At 69.2% G+C, this 17,967-nt stretch carries 23 protein-coding genes and 2 pseudogenes; 22 read left to right on the top strand and 3 right to left on the bottom strand.

The window, feature by feature from the left end; genetic code table 11:
* Positions 1–95 precede the first annotated feature (95 nt).
* Positions 96–554, top strand: coding sequence for a preprotein translocase subunit SecG (gene secG, locus RN729_RS13100; RefSeq protein WP_310785440.1), 459 nt, complete (start codon positions 96–98; stop codon positions 552–554).
* Between the two features lie 25 nt (positions 555–579).
* Here the strand turns inward: secG and RN729_RS13095 are convergent, their stop codons facing one another.
* Entirely contained in the window at positions 580–1,230 is a 651-nt protein-coding gene (locus tag RN729_RS13095) for a ribonuclease H (RefSeq protein WP_310785439.1), read from the bottom strand.
* A 92-nt stretch (positions 1,231–1,322) separates the two neighbouring features.
* Between RN729_RS13095 and carA the strand changes: the two genes are divergently transcribed.
* The 4 genes and pseudogenes from carA to RN729_RS13075 all read left to right on the top strand — a co-directional run bounded on the left by carA (position 1,323) and on the right by RN729_RS13075 (position 3,790).
* Positions 1,323–2,459: a glutamine-hydrolyzing carbamoyl-phosphate synthase small subunit gene (carA, locus tag RN729_RS13090; RefSeq protein ID WP_310785438.1), complete on the top strand. Its 1,137-nt coding sequence runs from the start codon at positions 1,323–1,325 to the stop codon at positions 2,457–2,459.
* Positions 2,460–2,560: 101 nt separating this feature from the next.
* Positions 2,561–2,713, top strand: coding sequence for a hypothetical protein (locus RN729_RS13085; protein ID WP_310785437.1), 153 nt, complete (start codon positions 2,561–2,563; stop codon positions 2,711–2,713).
* Between the two features lie 18 nt (positions 2,714–2,731).
* Positions 2,732–3,436: pseudogene (gene sppA, locus RN729_RS13080) on the top strand (signal peptide peptidase SppA); the annotation flags it as partial.
* Between the two features lie 27 nt (positions 3,437–3,463).
* Complete coding sequence (locus tag RN729_RS13075) at positions 3,464–3,790, top strand: HU family DNA-binding protein (protein ID WP_310785469.1); 327 nt, start codon at positions 3,464–3,466, stop codon at positions 3,788–3,790.
* Between the two features lie 15 nt (positions 3,791–3,805).
* On the opposite strand, the gene RN729_RS13070 is transcribed toward RN729_RS13075, so the two are convergent.
* Positions 3,806–4,978 carry an aminotransferase class I/II-fold pyridoxal phosphate-dependent enzyme gene (locus tag RN729_RS13070; protein WP_310785436.1) on the bottom strand — a complete coding sequence of 391 codons (1,173 nt, stop codon included), beginning with the start codon at positions 4,976–4,978 and terminating at the stop codon, positions 3,806–3,808.
* A gap of 106 nt (positions 4,979–5,084) precedes the next feature.
* On the opposite strand from RN729_RS13070, the gene RN729_RS13065 reads away from it, so the two are divergent.
* The 8 genes from RN729_RS13065 (at position 5,085) to dcd (ending at position 8,673) form a co-directional block, all read left to right on the top strand.
* Positions 5,085–5,360, top strand: a complete 276-nt coding sequence (locus RN729_RS13065; RefSeq protein WP_310785435.1) for a hypothetical protein — start codon at positions 5,085–5,087, stop codon at positions 5,358–5,360.
* On the top strand, positions 5,357–5,611 hold the full coding sequence (locus RN729_RS13060; RefSeq protein ID WP_310785434.1) for a MoaD/ThiS family protein: 255 nt from the start codon (positions 5,357–5,359) through the stop codon (positions 5,609–5,611). Before RN729_RS13065 ends, RN729_RS13060 begins: the two co-directional genes overlap by 4 nt.
* 4 nt (positions 5,612–5,615) lie before the next feature.
* The gene (locus RN729_RS13055) at positions 5,616–6,107 is read left to right on the top strand and encodes a molybdenum cofactor biosynthesis protein MoaE (protein WP_310785433.1); all 492 of its coding nucleotides are present in this window, start codon (positions 5,616–5,618) and stop codon (positions 6,105–6,107) included.
* Positions 6,108–6,185: 78 nt separating this feature from the next.
* Positions 6,186–6,308, top strand: a complete 123-nt coding sequence (locus tag RN729_RS13050) for a hypothetical protein (protein ID WP_310785432.1) — start codon at positions 6,186–6,188, stop codon at positions 6,306–6,308.
* 109 nt (positions 6,309–6,417) lie between these two features.
* A complete protein-coding gene (gene moaA / locus RN729_RS13045; protein ID WP_310785431.1) occupies positions 6,418–7,398 on the top strand; it encodes a GTP 3',8-cyclase MoaA in 981 nt (326 codons plus the stop codon).
* Positions 7,398–7,640, top strand: coding sequence for a hypothetical protein (locus RN729_RS13040; protein ID WP_310785429.1), 243 nt, complete (start codon positions 7,398–7,400; stop codon positions 7,638–7,640). Before moaA ends, RN729_RS13040 begins: the two co-directional genes overlap by 1 nt.
* Positions 7,562–8,026, top strand: a complete 465-nt coding sequence (locus tag RN729_RS13035) for a DUF423 domain-containing protein (protein WP_310785468.1) — start codon at positions 7,562–7,564, stop codon at positions 8,024–8,026. Before RN729_RS13040 ends, RN729_RS13035 begins: the two co-directional genes overlap by 79 nt.
* 92 nt (positions 8,027–8,118) lie before the next feature.
* Positions 8,119–8,673, top strand: coding sequence for a dCTP deaminase (dcd, locus tag RN729_RS13030; RefSeq protein ID WP_310785428.1), 555 nt, complete (start codon positions 8,119–8,121; stop codon positions 8,671–8,673).
* Here the strand turns inward: dcd and RN729_RS13025 are convergent.
* Positions 8,670–9,533, bottom strand: coding sequence for an alpha/beta hydrolase (locus tag RN729_RS13025; RefSeq protein WP_310785427.1), 864 nt, complete (start codon positions 9,531–9,533; stop codon positions 8,670–8,672). The genes dcd and RN729_RS13025 overlap by 4 nt on opposite strands.
* Before the next feature lie 117 nt (positions 9,534–9,650).
* On the opposite strand from RN729_RS13025, the gene ndhC reads away from it, so the two are divergent.
* From ndhC to RN729_RS12985, 9 genes and pseudogenes are all read left to right on the top strand, one after another.
* Complete coding sequence (gene ndhC / locus RN729_RS13020) at positions 9,651–10,007, top strand: NADH-quinone oxidoreductase subunit A (protein ID WP_310785425.1); 357 nt, start codon at positions 9,651–9,653, stop codon at positions 10,005–10,007.
* 74 nt (positions 10,008–10,081) lie between these two features.
* Positions 10,082–10,705, top strand: coding sequence for an NADH-quinone oxidoreductase subunit B (locus tag RN729_RS13015; RefSeq protein WP_343218933.1), 624 nt, complete (start codon positions 10,082–10,084; stop codon positions 10,703–10,705).
* Positions 10,706–10,763: 58 nt separating this feature from the next.
* Positions 10,764–11,240 (top strand): annotated as a pseudogene (locus RN729_RS14010) (NADH-quinone oxidoreductase subunit C); the annotation flags it as partial.
* A gap of 261 nt (positions 11,241–11,501) precedes the next feature.
* Positions 11,502–12,644 carry an NADH dehydrogenase (quinone) subunit D gene (gene nuoD / locus RN729_RS14005; protein WP_343218932.1) on the top strand — a complete coding sequence of 381 codons (1,143 nt, stop codon included), beginning with the start codon at positions 11,502–11,504 and terminating at the stop codon, positions 12,642–12,644.
* Entirely contained in the window at positions 12,641–13,237 is a 597-nt protein-coding gene (locus RN729_RS13005; RefSeq protein WP_310785422.1) for an NAD(P)H-dependent oxidoreductase subunit E, read from the top strand. The genes nuoD and RN729_RS13005 overlap by 4 nt, the downstream gene beginning before the upstream one ends.
* Positions 13,234–14,523 (top strand): NADH-quinone oxidoreductase subunit NuoF, encoded by a 1,290-nt coding sequence (gene nuoF / locus RN729_RS13000; RefSeq protein WP_310785421.1) that lies wholly within the window; start codon positions 13,234–13,236, stop codon positions 14,521–14,523. The genes RN729_RS13005 and nuoF overlap by 4 nt, the downstream gene beginning before the upstream one ends.
* 25 nt (positions 14,524–14,548) lie before the next feature.
* Positions 14,549–16,207: a molybdopterin-dependent oxidoreductase gene (locus RN729_RS12995; protein WP_310785420.1), complete on the top strand. Its 1,659-nt coding sequence runs from the start codon at positions 14,549–14,551 to the stop codon at positions 16,205–16,207.
* Positions 16,204–17,463 carry a complex I subunit 1 family protein gene (locus RN729_RS12990; protein WP_310785419.1) on the top strand — a complete coding sequence of 420 codons (1,260 nt, stop codon included), beginning with the start codon at positions 16,204–16,206 and terminating at the stop codon, positions 17,461–17,463. Before RN729_RS12995 ends, RN729_RS12990 begins: the two co-directional genes overlap by 4 nt.
* Positions 17,464–17,961 carry an NADH-quinone oxidoreductase subunit I gene (locus tag RN729_RS12985; RefSeq protein WP_310785418.1) on the top strand — a complete coding sequence of 166 codons (498 nt, stop codon included), beginning with the start codon at positions 17,464–17,466 and terminating at the stop codon, positions 17,959–17,961.
* Positions 17,962–17,967: the final 6 nt, after the last annotated feature.

Genomic DNA, 17,967 nt, shown 5'->3' with positions numbered 1-17,967 from the left:
GTCCGCCCCGCCGGTGTCGCCCGGCGCGTAAAGCTGGCCCCGTTCCGCCGGCCGCTCTACCTTAAACGGTCGATCCAACCAATAGCAGGTAGACGATGTTCACGTTCCTGATCGTATTGATATCGCTGATCGCGCTCGTGCTGTGCGTGATGATCCTCCTCCAGTCCGCGAAGGGCGGCGGGCTCGCCGCGTCTTTCGGCGGCGCCTCGTCCTCCACGGACTCCTTCATGGGAGGTCGCCAGGCGGCCAACGCGCTGACGAAGATGAGCTGGTACGGCGGGGGGAGTTTCCTCTTCCTCGCGCTCGTGCTGACCGTGCTCTCCGCGCGTCCGGACTCTGCGCCGGAGTCAATCCTGCGTCAGGGACTCCCCAGCCAGCAGAGCCTCCCCGAGGCGCCGGCTTCGCTGCTGGAGGCGCCGCCCGACCTCGGAGAGGGCGCGGCCCCGTCCGACGAAGCGGCCACACCCGCAGCGGAGGAGGGCGCCGCCGTTCCCGACGGGACGGAAGGCGGGGAAGGGAATCCCGGTTCCGGAGACGGCAACCCCGGTTCGTAGCCGGAATCGCGGCGCGTAGCCGGTCTCAGTCGCCGCCGGCCCCGCCCGGAGCGGGGGGTCGGGGATCCTCCGTGAACGCGTCGCTCGGCAGATCCAGGAACTCGACGAACCGCTCCTTCTCCTGCGCCTCCGCGAGCCAGCTCTCGAATCCGGACGGGGCGAGTCCGTCGGTGCCGCGCCGGTCCCGCGCCGCCGTCACCGCGAGGTGATCCGCGTAGGAGTTCTTCACGTCGTCGGCGTGTCCCCGGGTCCAGCGCCACTCGACGCGATGGCGCGCCGCGACCCGCACGAGTTCCCGCCACAGGTCGAGGTTCTCGATCGGTCCGCCTTTCCGGCGCCAGCCGCGCCGGGCCCAGCCGTGCACCCACTCCTTCATCCCTCGGACGAGATACTGGCTGTCGCTCGTGAAGACGACGCGACACGCCCGCCGCAGGGCGCCCAGCCCGACGATGCCGGAGGTGATCGCCATCCGGTTGTTCGTCGTGTCGGGATCGAAGTGGGCGAAGTCCCGCCGGTACCATCCGCCGCGCTCGTCGAACCGTTCGATGAGACCCGCGGCCGCGCCCGGATTCCGGCGATTCTCGAACTGGTTGCCGAGGCACGACTCGTCGGCGAAGATATGAACGAGCGGAGCATCGGTCCCGCTCTCCCTCCCGGGTCCGGAGTCGGTCGTCAACGCGCCTCCCGCGGCTTGGGTTTGCTCGGCACGCGGGCCTCGGGCCGATGCCCGGGTCCCCGCACCTTCAACCGCCACATTGGACGCGCCACTTGAGCGAGACGCAAGCACGCCCCGGATACCTCCTGCTCGAGGACGGCCGCCGATTCGGCGGCGCCTACGTGGGCCCCGAGACCGAGACCGCCGGCGAGGCCGTCTTCACGACGGTGATGACGGGCTACCACGAGGTGCTCACGGACCCCTCCTTCGCCGCGCAGATCGTCGTCATGACCGCGCCCATGCAGGGCGTGTACGGCATCCGCGACCCCGACGTCCAATCTCGGCGCCCGTGGGTCGCGGGCTTCGTCGTGAGGCACCTTTCGCACGAAATCGGGTCCGGGCCCGCCGATTCCACGCTGCCCGAGTATCTCGCCTCGCACGGGATTCCGACGCTGATCGGCACGGACACCCGGGCGCTGACGCGTCACATCCGCGATGCGGGCGCGATGCGGGCCGTCATCGCGCATGATGGCGTGGCGCCGGAGCGGGCCGCCGAGCGCCTCGCCGCCGAGCCGGAGATGTCCGGCCGCGACCTCGCGACCGCCGTCTCGACCCCCGAACCCTACGAACTCGACGCGCTCGACGGGTCGACCGAGCGCGGCCTCGTGCTCTGCCTCGACTACGGAGTCAAGACGCGCAGCCTCGACCTCTTCCGCCGCGAGGGATACCGCGTGCGCGTCGTCCCGTGCGACACGGATGCCGACGCGCTGCTGGCCGCCCGCCCCGACGGCGTCTTCGTGTCGAACGGACCCGGCGATCCGGAGGCGGTGCCGGGCGCGGTCGAGCGCATCCGCACGCTGAGCGACGCCGGGGTCCCGCTCTTCGGCATCTGCCTCGGACACCAACTCATCGCGCGCGCCTTCGGGGGCACGAACTACAAGCTCCCCTACGGACACCGGGGCGGGAATCACCCCGTGCTCAACCATGCCACGGGCGCCGTGGAGATCACCTCTCAGAATCACGGCTTCAGCGTGCTCGATAAGGACGGACGAATCGAGGGCGGCGAGGATCTCGAGATCACGCACCGGAACCTGAATGACGGCACCGTGGAGGGGCTGGTCCACCGCGAGCGGCCGGTGTTCGCGGTACAGTACCACCCCGAATCGGCTCCCGGACCCCACGACAGCCGGTACCTCTTCAACCGCTTCATCGAGACGATGCAGAATCACGGCAGCCCCGTTCCGGGTTGATCGGGCGCCGCTGTGTTCTCTAGGTTGCGGATGACCCTCGCCCACGGATCCACACACTTCACGGACCGTCGCGCCACGTGACCTACGACAAGCGAAACACGGTGATCGCCTTACTGGCGCTGCTGGGCCTCTTCGGCGTGGGTGCGATCCTCTCCATCTGGTGGACGGTGGGGAGTACGTCGTTTCTCTCGGGCGGACGCGTCGCGGTCGTCCCGTTGCGCGGCGTGATCGAGGATGAAGCGGCGTTCACCTAGGCCCTCGAAGGCTTTCGCGAAGACCCCGGCGTGCGCGCGTTCGTGATCGAGATCGAGTCCCCCGGCGGCACGGTGGGGGCCTCGCAGAGCATCTTCGAAGCCATCCGCGAGTTGCGGGACGAAGACGACCGGCCCGTCCTCGCCTGGATGGGCGATGTGGGGGCCTCCGGCGGATACTACGCCGCGGTCGGGGCCGACAGCGTGTACGCGCTGCCCGGCACGATGACCGGGTCCATCGGCGTCATCATGGAGTTCCCCAACGCCGAGGAACTCTTCCGCAAGGTCGGGGTCGACTGGGAAGTCGTGGCGAGCGGCGAACACAAGGATCTCGGCGGCCTGGGCCGCTCCCTTTCGCCCGAGGGCCGCGAGATCCTCGAAGACGTCGTGGGAGATGTACACGAGCAGTTCGTCGAGGTCGTGTCCGAGAACCGGAACCTGGATCGGGAGACCGTCCGCGGGCTGGCGGACGGCCGCATCTTTTCGGGCCGGCAGGCGAACGAACTCGGGCTCGTCGACGGCCTGATGACGCTGTCCGAGACGATCTCGCTCGCCGGTCGGATGGCGGATCTGGGAACGGATCCGACGATCGTGCGGCCGCGCGAGCCGACCATCGGTCTGTTCGACATTCTCGGCGGGCTGAGCATCGGCGACGCGCGGACGTGGCTCGGGTCGCTGGCGCCGCTGCGTCCAGGCGCGCCGAGGCTCCTCTTTGAACTGAGATAGCCGCTCCCGTCCCGGAGCGGCACGCCAATACACAGGATCGTAAACGCTCGGAGGAGAGGGAGAATGACGAAGGCGGATCTCATCGAACAGGTCCACGAGGCCATCGGCCCCGGCGTGACCAAGAGGGACTGTGCAGCGGTGGTCAACGCGTTTCTGAACGCGGTCAAGGGAGCCGTCGTGCAAGGCAACCACATCGAGATTCGCGGCTTCGGCACCTTCAAGGTTCGGGAGCGCCGGACCCGCATGGCGCGCAACCCGCGAACGGGAGATCCGGTCCGCGTGCCGCAGAGGAAGGTGCCCGTCTTCAAGCCCTCGCGCCTGCTGCGGGACGAGGTGGCGTCGAGCCTCGAGTGAGCCGGGGCGGGCGGGTCAGCCGAAGAAGCCGGCGATCCGCTCCAGTCCCTCCTCCAGGACTTCCCGCTCCACCGCGAAGTTGAAGCGCAGGTGCCCCGGAGAGCCGAACGGCTCGCCCGGCATGCACGCCACCTGCGCGTCGGCGAGCAGCCGCTCCGCGACATCGAGCGACGCGGCCCCGCCATGGCCGATCCGCGCGTAGAAGTACAGGGCGCCGTCGGGCGGGAAGGCGTCGATCCCGTCGATCTCCGCGAACCTCGAGAGCCCCATCTCCCTGAGTCCGGCGAGCCTGGACAGGAGGTCCTCGACGAACGCCTCCCGGTCGGCGCTCTTTCCGAGCGCGGCGGCGGCGGCGTGCTGGGAGGGGCCGACGGCCCCGGAGGTCGTCTGTCCCTGCAGGTCCGCCATCTTCCGGACGACGTCGGACGGCCCCACGGCGTACCCGATCCGGAACCCCGGCATGCAGAACGCCTTCGACACGCCGTCGAGCAGGATCGTCCTCTCCCCGCGCTCCGCGACTTCGAACACCGACGGCGCCGGGGCTCCAAAGGCGAGCCGCCGGTAGATCTCGTCGGAGAGCACCCAGATCCCGTGCTGCTCCGCCCACGCCAGGATCTCGCGCAGGAGATCGGACGGGATGACGGCGCCGGTCGGGTTCCCCGGGCTGTTGAGCATGAGCCCCCCGGTCCGCGCCGTGCGGGCCGCCTCGAGATCCTCGACCGTCGGCACGAACCCGCCGTCCCACGTCGTCTCCACGATGACCGGCTCCGCCCCCGCGAGCCGGACGATCGTCGTATAGCTCGGCCAGTAGGGGGAAGGCACGAGCACCTCATCGCCCGCGCCGAAGAGGGCATAGCAGCAGTTGAACAGCGACTGCTTCACGCCCGCGCTCACGATCACGGAGCCCGGATCCACCGCCTCGGCGGCCGTCGTCTCGCACAGATAGCGCGCGATCGCCTCGCGCAGTTCCGGCAGCCCCGACGTCGGGGGATATCCCGTCTTCCCCTCCTCGACCGACCGAATGCCGGCGCGGGCTGCGAAGGCTGGCGCGGGGTACTGCGGTTCGCCGGCCGAAAGGTCCACGACCGGAACGCCCGCCGCCCTCAGCTTCCGGGCCCGGGCGGCGAGCACCAGCGTCGCCGATGCCTCGAGCCGGGCGACGTTCGGGGAAAACTGCGTAAGGGGCACGGTCGCGCACTCTTGTCGAAGGGGTGGGTCGGATTGAGAGAGGGCTCCTGCGCCCCTATCTTCGGCTGCTGGATGGTACGCGCGGAAAGACGATGATGACAGAGAGATGACGACAGAGACGGCAAGCGCGCTGGACCCGGCGGACGTGTTGGCCGCCACGCGGGATTTCTTCCTCGGGGACGACCGGATGGTCGACGCCTGGGTCGATACCGAGAGCGACACCCACATCGCCTTCTGCACCTTCAGGGGCAACCTCTCCGTTGCGGCCTTCCCGGACCCCGAGGGGAGCGATGGGACGCGGGTGCGGGTGACGACGCTGCGCGAGGAGGGGATCGTGCCGCGGCTCCTCGCCCACCTCCAACTCGCGAGCGCGAGCCCATGACGGACCGGATCTCGGTTCGCACCCTCTTCTTCGGCGTGTACGGCGAACTCGCCGCGCGCAGGGAGGGGTCGGCGGAACTCGCGGCGGACAGCACAGTGGCGGACCTCGTCAACAGCCTGCGCGGGCCCGGCGGGCTCGACTGGCTCCCGGAGAGCGTCGTCGTCGCCGTAAACCAGAGCTACGCGGAGGCCGGCACGACCCTGTCCGACGGAGACGAGGTCGCGCTTATCCCTCCCGTGGCGGGGGGCTGAGCCGATGTCGCAGGGACCGGACGACCGCGTCCGGACGTGGATCACCCGCGAGAGTCTGGACGACTTCGCGCGATTCGAGGATATTGTAGGGGAGGTCGGGTCCGGGGAGGACGGTGCGCTGCTCTTCTTTCAGGGGCGGGTTCGCCGCACGAACCGCGGTCGCCGGGTGTCGCGCCTCACGTACGAGGCGTACGGGGAGATGGCGGAAGGGGAGTTGTCCGCCATCTGTCTCGAGGCGCTGGAGCAGTTCGACGTGGGTTCCATCGCCGCGGCCCACCGCGTGGGCGACCTCGCGCTGGGCGAGGTCAGTGTGGCGATCGCGGTCACGTCGGCACACCGCGACGACGGCTACCGGGCTTCACGCTGGATTATCGAAACGATCAAGGTCAGACTGCCGATCTGGAAGCACGAGCACTACGAGGATGGCGAATCGCATTGGGTGGGAGCCCCGACGCCGGAAGCGGGGGCTTCAACCGGCGGTTCACGGTTCGGATAGGGATGCCTGGTCAAGGGCGGTCGATGGATTCCGGGGCAGCCGGCCCCGGACGCGGGCGCCCAAATCGAGGAGGAAGCCATGTTTAAGATGGTCCGCAACCTGCTGGTCGTTGCCATGATCGCGACGGTCTCGTTTGCCGGAGACTGTGGCGACGACGACGACAACATGATGATGCAGGAGGACGTCACGCTGATCGGCTAGCCGTCCTGGGCGAGGACTCCGCGCGGCGTCGGCTGCGCGGAGTCCCGCCACTCGCCGCTCCCGGCCCGGAGGGCGACGAGCTTCCCGCGCAACCCTCACGAACGGTGCCATGAGAGACCAGTTCGGCCGCCGCATCCGGTATCTCCGGATCTCGGTCACAGACCGGTGCAATCTGCGCTGCACGTACTGCATGCCGGAGGAAGGGCTCGCGTGGATCCCCAAGCCGGAGATGCTGGCGTACGAGGAGATCGCCGAGATCGTGCGCCAGATGTCCGGGCTCGGGCTGGAACGGGTCCGGATCACGGGCGGAGAACCCCTCGTCCGCAAGGACCTGCCGGACCTCGTGCGCATGATCGCCGCGGTCCCGGGCATCGACGACATCTCGCTCTCCACCAACGCCATCCTCCTGCCGCGTTTTGCGGCGGCCCTCAAGGAAGCGGGCGTCGCGCGCGTGAACGTGAGCCTCGACACGCTCGATCGGGAGGGGTTCGAGGAGATCGCCCGAAGGCCCGCGCGGCGCTTCGATGAAACGATGGAAGGCCTCCGCGCCGCCGAGGAGGCGGGCTTCGCTCCGATCAAGATCAACTGCGTCATCATGCGGGGCCTCAACGACCACGAGGTCGTCGACTTCGCCGAGATCACGCGCGAGCGGCCGTGGCATGTGCGCTTCATCGAACTCATGCCGGTGGGAGAGAACCTCCACCTCACCGACCGCTTCATCTCGACCGACGAAGTGCTCGAGAAGATCCGCGCGATCGAGAATCTGCTGCCGGATCCTGGACCGAGGGGGAACGGGCCCGCCGTCTATTACCGCTTCCCGGACGGCGCGGGGACCGTGGGCGTGATCACGCCCCTCTCCCACAACTACTGCGAACGCTGCAACCGCATGCGGCTGACGGCCGACGGGAAGCTCCGGACCTGCCTGTTCGGCGACCACGAAGTCGACATGAAGGGCCCGCTGCGCGAGACGGGCAGCATCGAGGCTGCGGTGGCGGAGGCGCTCGCCGGGAAACCGAAGCGCCATTACCTGGAGCTGGGCACGGCGGCCGGGAGCGGAGGGCTCGCGGCGCTGAGCCAGGTGGGGGGCTGATGAGCTATGAGGAACGACTCCGGCACCGGGACCTGATCGAGCGCGCAGAGGAGCTGCGCAAGCGGCTGGAACTCGGAGACGGCGATGCCCCCATGCGGCGCGAGGAGGGCCGGGAACTCGCGGCGATCCTGGAGGCGACGCTGAGGGAGATCGGTCCGGAGCGCTGGGACCGGGTGATGGAGATGGTCGCGAGCGAAGCCGCGCGCAGGGCGGGCGCAGCCCCGGCCCCCCTCTTCGACTGATCGGCGCCGGTTCGCCGCACCGCGGGCTCCTCGCGGCCGGGTGCCTGCTCGCCGGTCTGGGCGTCGCCGCCGGGGCGTTCGGCGCGCACTCGCTCGAGGGTCGCCTCTCGGCGGACGAACTCGCGATCTTCGACACGGCGGCCCGCTACCACATGCTGCACGCCCTCGGCCTCGTCCTCCTCGGCCTCGCGGCGGCGCGCTGGCCGGACACGGGGTGGAAGGGGCCCGGGCTTCTGATGCTGTGCGGCATAGCGGTGTTCAGCGGCACCCTCTACATCCTCGCGCTGTCCGGCATGGCCTGGCTCGGCGCGATCACGCCGGTCGGAGGCGTCGCGCTCATCGCCGCCTGGATCTGGGCCGGCTGGATCGCCCTCGCGCGTACCTGACGCCCCGGCGCGCCGTCCCTTGACGCCCGCGTAGGTTGACGCGGCGATAAACTGAACCGCGAGCAGCCGTCCCCCATAACCGAGAGGTCCGATTGGCGATCAAGAGCGACGGCTGGATCCGGCGCATGGCGCGCGAGCAGGGCATGATCGAACCCTTCGCCGACCGCCAGGTCCGCGACGGCGTCATCTCCTACGGCGTCAGCAGCTACGGCTACGACATGCGCGTCGCCGACGAGTTCCGGATCTTCCACAACGCGCTCTTCCCGGTCGTCGACCCCAAGAAGTTCGACGAGCGCTCCTTTCTCGAGTACCAGGGGGACGTTTGCATCATCCCTCCGAACTCCTTCGCCCTCGCCCGCTCGATCGAGTATTTCCGCATCCCGCGAAGCATCCTCACCATCTGCGTGGGGAAGAGCACCTACGCCCGCTGCGGCCTCATCGTGAACGTCACCCCCTTCGAGCCGGAGTGGGAAGGGCACGTGACGCTCGAGATCTCGAACACGACCCCGCTCCCCGCGCGGGTCTACGCGAACGAGGGGATCGCCCAGGTCCTCTTCTTCGAGTCCGACGAGGTCTGCGAGGTCAGCTACGCGGACAAGGCCGGCAAGTACCAGGGCCAAACCGGCGTCACGCCGCCGAAGCTCTAGCCGCTCCCCGCATCCGGGGGCAACCGGATGGCAAGTTCGCCGAGGAGGCGGGCGAGGAGCTGTGGGTGCTGTTCGGTCAGGACGTGGCCGCCGTCCCTGCACACCGTGAAATCGCAGCCGCGGCGGGACGCGAGGCGCTTCGCGGCTTCGACCGGGATCCTCGGGTCATGCGCCCCCGTCACGACGTGCGCGTCGATCGGACGATCGGGCATGCGGTCCTCCAACTCCGCCGGGTGCCAGTCGGCCAGGATGCGCAGGAGGGTCCGCGCCCGGCGCGAACTCGCCCAGGGCCGGGCGTAGGCGGCGACCAGATCCGCGGGGGCCCGGAAGGCGGGACCGCACGCCCTCCGCAGCACGAGGTGGCCGAGCGGCGCGTGGAGCGGCGCCAGCACGCCCCCGACGACCCGCCGGACCGCCGCAGACCGTAGCAACCGCAGCACCGCCGGGCTCCGGATCTCCGGCGTCACCGGATTCGAGAGCAGGAGTCCGCGGATCTCCGGTTCCGCCCGCGCGAGTGCAAGCGCGATCGCAGCGCCCTGGGAGTGTCCGGCGACGAGTCGCGGCCATGGGCCCTCCGGCGCGAGCGCCCGTACAAGCGCGCGAAGCCGGCGCACCTCGTCGTCCAGCGTGTACGATAGTCCCGGCTCCGCGTCCGAAACGCCGCGCCCCGGCAGGTCCGGAAGCCAGCACTCCCATCCCCGGTGTTCGTCGACGAAGCGTTCGGCGACGGGCCGCCACGCGCGCCCGTGAGCGCTGATCCCGTGCAGGAAGAGCACAGGGCGCCCCCGCCCCAGAATCGCGACGCGCACCGTGCCGTCGCCCAGCGCCACATTGCGCACCTCAGGCTGCCTCCGACTCACTCGCATCTCCTTGCTTCCGAAGCCAAATACCGCTTGCCGGTGGTACCCCTCCGCGATACCTTCGCGGCGCGGGAAAGTGAAGAAATTCACAAGCTCGCACGAGAGGAGCGAACCCCCTTGCTCGACCCATATCTCGGCATCCTGATCCTCGCGTTGGTCGGCGTGCTGAACGCGGCCGCGATGATGGGCGTATCGCACTTCGTGGGTTCCCGCCGGCCGACCGCGGTGAAGGCGAGCCCGTACGAGTCGGGGATCCCCCCCCTCGGGACGACGCGGGAGCGTTTCTCGGTCAACTTCTACATCGTGGCGATGCTCTTCATCGTCCTCGATATCGAGACGCTCTTCCTCATTCCGTGGGCCGCGATCTTCCGGGAATTGGGCATGGTCGGGTTCGTGGAGATCACGGCGTTTCTGACCGTGCTCGGCGTCGGACTCGTGTACGCGTGGAAGAAGGGGGCCCTCGAATGGGACTGAAAACGCTCGATGTGCTGCCTCCCGGCGCGCACCCCGACGAGGGCAGGGTCGACACCGGCATCCCGCACAACTGGATGACGACGAAGCTCGACTACGTCATCAACTGGGCGCGCCGCAACTCGCTGTGGCCCATGCCGTTCGGCACCGCCTGCTGTGCGATCGAGATGATGGCTTCCGCCGCGACCAAGTACGACATCGGCCGCTTCGGGATGGAGCGCATGTCCTTCAGCCCCAGGCAGGCGGACCTGATGATCGTCGCCGGCCGCGTGACCTACAAGCTGGCCCCGGTCCTGCGCCGGGTCTGGGATCAGATGCCCCAGCCCAAGTGGTGTGTATCGATGGGCGCGTGCGCGAGTTCCGGCGGCATGTTCGACAACTACACGATCGTCCAGGGGATCGACACGATCGTGCCCGTCGACGTCTACGTCCCGGGTTGTCCGCCGCGGCCGGAAGGCCTCATCTACGGACTCCTGATGATCCAGGAGAAGATCAAGGGAGAGTCGCTCGCCGACCCCCGCGCGCGGGACGAGGCTCCGGAGGCCGTCGGACGCCCGAATCTGCCCCCGGAGACGATCGAACTCGTCGCCCAGCCCTTCGGCAACTCGACGAACCAGAACCGCATGAGCGGGCTCGGCCCGACCTCCGCGCTGACCCGGTCCCGCGACCGGCGCGAGCGCCGTCTGGAACACCGGGATTGACCGGGGCGCTCCGCCGTTGACGACCGGGACGACCGCGACGACGACCGCCCCTCCGCGCATGGTGCGCGTCGCGTCCCTCGACGGGGACGCGGCACGCCATCCCTCGGTCCTCGCCCTCCGAGAGCGCTTCGGAGAGGGCGTGCGGCGAGTGGAGAACGACGCGCTCGGCTACCCCGTCGTGTGGATCGACCCCGGCCTCAACGCCGAGGCGCTCCGCTTCCTCCGCGAGAGCCCCGACCAGACGTACGACCTGCTCGCGGACCTCATGGGGGCGCACGGCGGCATCGGGGCCCCGATCCAGGTGTGGTACCAGCTCTGGTCCATGGCGCACGGCCGCCAGCTCCGGGTCGCGTGCGAGGTGCCGATGCACGACCTCGAGCTGGAGAGCGTCACCGACCAGTGGCTCGCCGCGAACTGGCTCGAACGCGAGGTGTGGGACATGTACGGCGTGAGCTTCCGGGGACACCCGGACCTCCGCCGCATCCTCATGCCGGAGAACTACGAGGAGGGGTTCCCGCTCCGGAAGGACTTCCCGCTCCGCGGACGCTTCAGCCGCTCCCGGCAGGTGAGCCGCGCGCTCTCCCGCGACCTCGTCGACATGTATGCCGTTGAGGAGCTGGAGATGGCGGGCTACACCGTCACCGAGGAAGGAGATGTGCGGGCTCCGTCGGAGCGCGCGCTGGAAGGCGGCGCACCGGACGACGGGTCGTCGGCCGGAGCGCCGGGCGGCATTCGCGACGTGAGCCCGGAGGAGAAGCCCGAGGACGCGCTCGAGGGCGAACCCATCCTCATCAACATGGGGCCGCAGCATCCCGCCACTCACGGCGTCCTCCGGCTCGTGCTCCAGCTCGACGGGGAGCGCGTCGTCCGCTGCTCCCCCCACATCGGATACCTGCACACGGGCTTCGAGAAGACGTGCGAATACCGTGAATGGAATCAATGCGTCCCCTACACGGACCGCATGGATTACCTCGCGCCGATGCTCTACAACATCGGCTACGCCGGGGCGGTCGAAGCGCTCCTCGACGTCGAAATCACCGAGCGCTGCCGCGTCGTCCGCGTCATCCTGGGCGAGTTGAACCGCATCCTCGGCCACCTCCTGTGGCTGGGGACGACGGCGATCGACATCGGCGCGTTCTCCGTCTTCCTCTACACCTTCCAGGAGCGCGAGCGGATCTACAACCTGCACGAGGCGTATACGGGGGGCCGGATCACGACCTCCGTCACACGGGTCGGCGGGATGATGGCGGACCTGCCCGTGGGCTGGACAGCGGCGGTGCGCGACTTCGCCGCGACCTTCCCGGAGACGCTGGACGAGGTCGAGCGCCTCCTGTCGCGCAACGCGATCTGGCAGGGCCGCACGATGGACATCGGCCTGCTCTCCGCGGACAGGGCGGTGAGCTACGGCGTCACCGGACCCACGCTCCGCGCGAGCGGCGTGGCCTACGACGTGCGGAAGGCGCGTCCCTACCTCGGCTACGAGGAGTACGACTTCGACGTGCCCGTGGGGACGGCCGGCGACGTCTACGACCGCTATCTCGTGCGGGTGGAGGAGATGCGGCAGAGCGTCCGCATCATCGAACAGGCGCTGAACCGGCTTCCGGGCGGCCCGATCAACATCGACGACTACCGGATCGTCCTCCCCCCCAAGGGCGAGGCGATGGGGTCGATCGACACGATGATCTCGCACTTCAAGCTCGTGATGGAAGGCGTCCGCGTGCCGGCCGGCGAAACGTGGTATTCGATCGAAAGCTCGAAGGGCGAACTGGGGTTCGGGATCATCTCCGACGGGGGCACGAAGCCCGTCCGCTGCCGTTTCCGCGGCCCGTCGTTCATCAACATCGCGTCGCTTCCCGAGCTCGTGAAGGGCGAACTCGTCGCGGACGTCGTCGCCATCAACGCCTCGCTCGATGTCGTGCTCGGAGAGATCGACCGGTGAGCCGGCGCATCCATCCCGCGGTCGTCCCCGCGCAGCCCTTCCAGTTGACGGCGCGGGAGACCTTTGACGGTCCCATCTTCGAGACGGAGGAGGGGAGGCACCGGCTGAAGGCGGCCCTCTCCCGCTATCCGACGAAACAGGCGGCGCTCCTCCCCATGCTCGGCTTCGTGCAGTCGGTGAAGGGGTGGATCGAACCCGCGGACATGGTCGAAGTCGCGGAAGCGCTGGACCTTACGCCCGCTTACGTGCACTCGATTGCGACCTTCTACACGATGTACAACAAGCACCCGGTCGGGCGTCACTTCGTCCAGGTGTGCACGAACATCTCCTGCCACCTGAACCGGGCCGAAGAGGTGCTGCACCGGTTCCTCGCCGAGACGGGGACGCGGGAGGGCGAGATCTCGGCGGACGGCGAGTTCACCGTGATCGAGGCGGAATGTCTCGGCGCGTGCGGCTTCGCCACGGTCGTGCAGGTGAACGACCGCTACCTCGAGGATGTGACGCCGGACTGCGTGTCCGAGATCGTGGCGAATCTGCGCGGGGCGGGTGATGGCGGGGCGACGGACGGGCCGGAGGCGGGAGGCGGCGCATGAGCTTCCCGCACGGCAGCGACCTCGAGACGACGACGCGGCTCTCGCGGCACCAGGGCGAGGCCGAAGCGCGCACGCTCGAAGGGTGGCGCGCCCGGGGGGGCTACGAGGCGCTCCGGCGGTCGCTCGACATGTCGCCGGCCGAGATCACCGAGGTCGTGAAGGCCTCCGGTCTCCGCGGGCGCGGCGGCGCGGGCTTCCCGACGGGCCTCAAGTGGAGCTTCATGCCGAAGGACGACGGCAAGCCGCACTACCTCTGCTGCAACGCGGACGAATCCGAGCCGGGCGCCTTCAAGGACCGCGAAGTCATCCGCTGGACGCCCCACCTCCTCATCGAGGGCTGCCTGATCGCGTCGCGCGCGATCGGGGCGGAGCACGCATACATCTACGTGCGGGGCGAGTTCTTCGAGGAGACGGAGGTCCTCAACGCCGCGGTCGTCGAGGCGTACGAGAACGGTCTCGCGGGAGACGGGGTCCTGGGCTCGTCGTGGTCGTGCGACGTGACGATCCACGCCGGGGCCGGGGCATACATCGCCGGCGAGGAGACCGGCCTCATGAACTCGCTCATGGGCAACCGCGCGGAACCCTGGGCGAAGCCGCCCTTCCCGGCGCAGGCGGGGGCGTTCGGGATGCCGACGACGGTGAACAACGTCGAGACGCTCGCCGCGGTCCCGATGATCCTGGAGAACGGCGCGGACTGGTACCGGCAGTGGGGGAGCGAGGAGTCGCCCGGCACGAAGCTGTGGAGCTGCTCGGGCCACCTCGTGCGCCCCGGCAACTACGAGTTCCCGCTCGGCCTGCCGCTGAGCGACATCATCTTCGAGGCCTGCGGCGGCACGCCCTCGGGCAAGCCCGTGAAGGCCGTGATCCCGGGCGGGTCGTCCACGGCCTTCCTGACGGGAGATGAACTCGACTGCCCGACGACGTACGAGGGGCTGGCGGAGGCGGGAAGCGCGCTCGGCACCGCCTCGCCGATCGTGATGGACGAGGACACGGACATCGTCGCGGCGATGCGCCGGATCGCGCAGTTCTACGCGCACGAGTCGTGCGGCCAGTGCGTGCAGTGCCGCGAGGGCACGTCGTGGGTCGTCCGCATCCTGCAGCGCATCGAGGCGGGGGACGGCCGCCCGGCCGACATCGACACGCTGTACGAGCTGTGCGAGCAGATGACGGGACGCACGATCTGCGTGCTGGCGGACAGCGTCGTGTTCCCGCTCGAGTCCTCGCTGGACAAGTTCCGCGCCGACTACGAGGCGCGGATGAAGCCGACCCTGGTCGCGGCGGGGTGACGCATGGCGCGTGAGGATGGCCGAGATGGCTGAGAACGGGACGAAGGCGACGGTTACGCTCAAGATCGACGGGGTCGAGGTCACGGTCCCGAGCGGCACGCGCGTCATCGAGGCCGCGGAGCACGTCGGCGTCGTCGTGCCGCGCTACTGCTACCATCCGGGCATCCCCACGCGACCGGCGCAGTGTCGCATGTGTCTCGTGGAGGTCGAGGGACGGCCCAAGCTCGAGCCCTCCTGCACGCTGCAGGCGGCCGACGACATGGTCGTGAACACGGCGAGCGACACGGCGCGCACGGCCCGCCAGTCGGTCATCGAGTTCCTCCTCGTCAACCACCCGCTCGACTGCCCGATCTGCGACGCCGCGGGGCAGTGCATGCTCCAGGACTACGCCTACGTCACGAACCAGCTCGAGAGCCGGGTCGACGAGCCGAAGCGGATCATGGGGCGCGACCGCATCTCCGACGACATCCTCTACTTCGCGGACCGCTGCGTGATCTGCACCCGCTGCGTGCGCTTCATGCGGGATGTCGCCGAGGACGACTCGCTTATCGTCGCCCAGCGCGGCGACAAGGCGTACATCGACACCTTCCCGGGCCGCGAACTCGACAACCCCTTCCAGGGGAACATCGTCGACGTGTGCCCCGTCGGCGCGCTCGTGCACGAGGATTTCGTGTTCAAGGCGCGGGCGTGGGACATGGACGCGGCCGCGAGCGTGTGTCCGGGGTGTCCGACCGGCTGCAACGTCACGATCGACACGAAGGAGAACCAGATCGTGCGCGTGAAGCCGCGGCACAACGCGGCGGTGAACTCCTGGTGGATGTGCGACCACGGACGCAAGCACCTCGTGATGACGAACCGCGGCGTCCGGGCCGAACTCCCCCTCATCCGCGACGGCGGCGGCGACGGCGACGGCGGCGACGGTGGGGGAGGGGACGGCCGCGGCGAGCTCAGGCCGGTGGACTGGGCGACGGCGCTCGACTGGGTGGCGGAGAAGATCGACGCGCTCGGCGCGCCCGGCGGGAGCGCGGTCGTCTCCCCGGACGCCTCGAACGAGAACCTGTTCTACCTCCGGACGCTCCTCGACCGGCTCGGCGTCGCGGACGCCGGCTTCCGCGTCCCGCAGGGCGAAACCGCCGAACTCCCCACGGTGCCGACGCTCAAGCTGAGGGCGGATCGCGCGGCGAACGCGACCGGCGCCGGGTTCTTCGGCGGCCGCCGCGCGGACGGTCCGCCCAACGGTTCCGCGGGCGGAGCGCTCGTCGTGCTCGATGACGAACTCGAGGGCGCCGCCGAGGACTTCGGTGGCTCGGCCGACTTCTTCCTCTATCTCGGGACGCGGCTCCCCGGCGCGGCGCGCAACGCGGACGCGGTGCTCCCCATCGCGACCTTCGCGGAGATGGACGGCACCTTCACGAACTTCGAGGGTCGCGTGCAGCGCTTCCACCAGGCGCTGAGGCCGCCGGGGCTGGCCCGCCCGGGCTGGATGGTGCTGAGTCGCGTGCTCGCCCGCCTGGGAGACGGCGAGGCCGTGAACGACGTGCGCGGCGCGTTCGAGCGGATGGCGGCGCAGACTCCGGCCTTTGCGGGCCTGACGTGGGACGGGATCGGGCTCAAGGGCGCCCCGGCCGCCGGCTCGGCCGCGGAGGCCGCCGGCGTTGCCGGCTCGGCGGAGGCCAGCGCGTGAACCCGGTCACCGGCGGCGCCTTCGTCCTCGCCACCGTGGGGAAGGTCATCCTCTTCTTCTCGGTGCTGATGCTCGCGGTCATGCTCGCCACGATCTTCGAGCGCAAGGTGTGCGGCTTCATGCAGGACCGGAGCGGCCCGAATCGCGTCGGTCCGTGGGGACTCCTCCAGGTCATCGCCGACGGGCTCAAGAATCTCCTGAAGGAGGAGACGATGCCGGCGCAGGCCGTCCGGCCCTTCTTCCTCCTCGCGCCCGTCCTCGGGATCCTGCCGGCCACGATCCTTTTCGCCGTGATCCCCTTCGCCTCCCCCCTGCCCACGCAGTGGGGACTCGTGGAGATGATCGTGGCGGACGTGCCGATCGGATTCCTCTACGTGCTCGCGATCGGCTCGATCGGCGTGTACGGCGTCGCGATGGGCGGCTGGGCCTCCGGGTCGAAATACTCGCTGCTCGGCGGCCTCCGCGGCTCCGCGCAGATGGTGAGCTACGAGGTCGCGCTCGCGCTCAGCCTCGTCCCGCTCATCCTCCTGACCGGGGATGTGCGCGCCCCCGAGATCGTCTCGATGCAGCAGACGTTCACCGCCGGGCCCGCGACCTACGCGACGTGGTTCATGTTTCCGCTTCTCGTCGGCCTCTTCTTCTTTTTTGTTTCGGGGCTCGCGGAGACGAACCGCCTGCCCTTCGACCTTCCGGAGGCGGAGGCCGAACTCATCACCGGGTACCACACGGAGTACTCGGCGATGAAGTTCTCGATGTTCATGATCGGCGAGTTCGCGCACGTGATCACGGTCGCCGCGCTCGTCACCGTCTTCTTCCTCGGCGGGTGGGACATCCCGTTCTGGCAGGGGGACAATATCCGCGTGCTCTCCGACGGGACGGTGATCGGAGAGCCGACGTGGTGGAAGACGCTGCTCACGCTCGGCGCCTTCGGTGTGAAGACGTCGCTGCTTGTGCTCGTCTTCGTGTGGATTCGGTGGACGCTGCCGCGCTTCCGCTACGACCAACTCATGGATCTGGGCTGGAAGTTCATGCTGGAAGCGGTGACGGTCTACATCCTCGTCATCGCCTTCGTCATCCTCGGAATCGAGGCGGTCGGTATCCCGGCTGGCGGCTGGTACGCGTTCGTTCTCTTCCTCGTGAATCTTGTGCTCGCGGGGGTTCTCTTCTTTGCCATGGACCGGGGGACGCTGATCCGCGGCGGGGCGAAGGGGGCGAGGCCGGCCGGCGGCGACACTGCTGAAGGCCAGGGAGGGTAAATGCCTGGAGAGGTGAAGGTTGTGGAGCGGCCGCGCGCGGAGAGTTCGTACGTGCGGGCGGCGGCGAAGGGGATGTCGATCACGATGCGGCACCTCCTGAGCCCGAACAAGAAGACGCAGCAGTATCCCGACGAGAAATGGGAACTCGCGCCACGGACGCGCGGAACGCACCGCATGGCAGTGCACGAGGACGGACGGGCGAAGTGCGTGGCCTGTGGCCTGTGTCCGACCGTGTGTCCGGTGAACTGCATCAAGCTCGTGCCGGCGGAGGACGAGAGCGGCGAGCGCTACGCGGCGATCTACGAGATCGACGAGTTCCGCTGCATCTTCTGCGGCTACTGCCAGGAAGTGTGTCCGGTCGAGGCGATCCACCTCGGCGTGCACTACGAGAACGCGGAGTATTCGCGCGAGCGCTGGGTGTACGACCTCGAGCGGCTGGTCGAGCAGGAGCACGAAGTGACCGCGCTGTGGGATCCTCAGGACCCCGCGTCGCAGTGATGCCGC

Source organism: Candidatus Palauibacter polyketidifaciens, assembly GCF_947581785.1.
Taxonomy (GTDB): Bacteria; Gemmatimonadota; Gemmatimonadetes; order Palauibacterales; family Palauibacteraceae; genus Palauibacter; species Palauibacter polyketidifaciens.
Note: the sequence above shows the minus strand (reverse complement) of the source record. Positions and strands in the feature narration are given on the sequence as shown.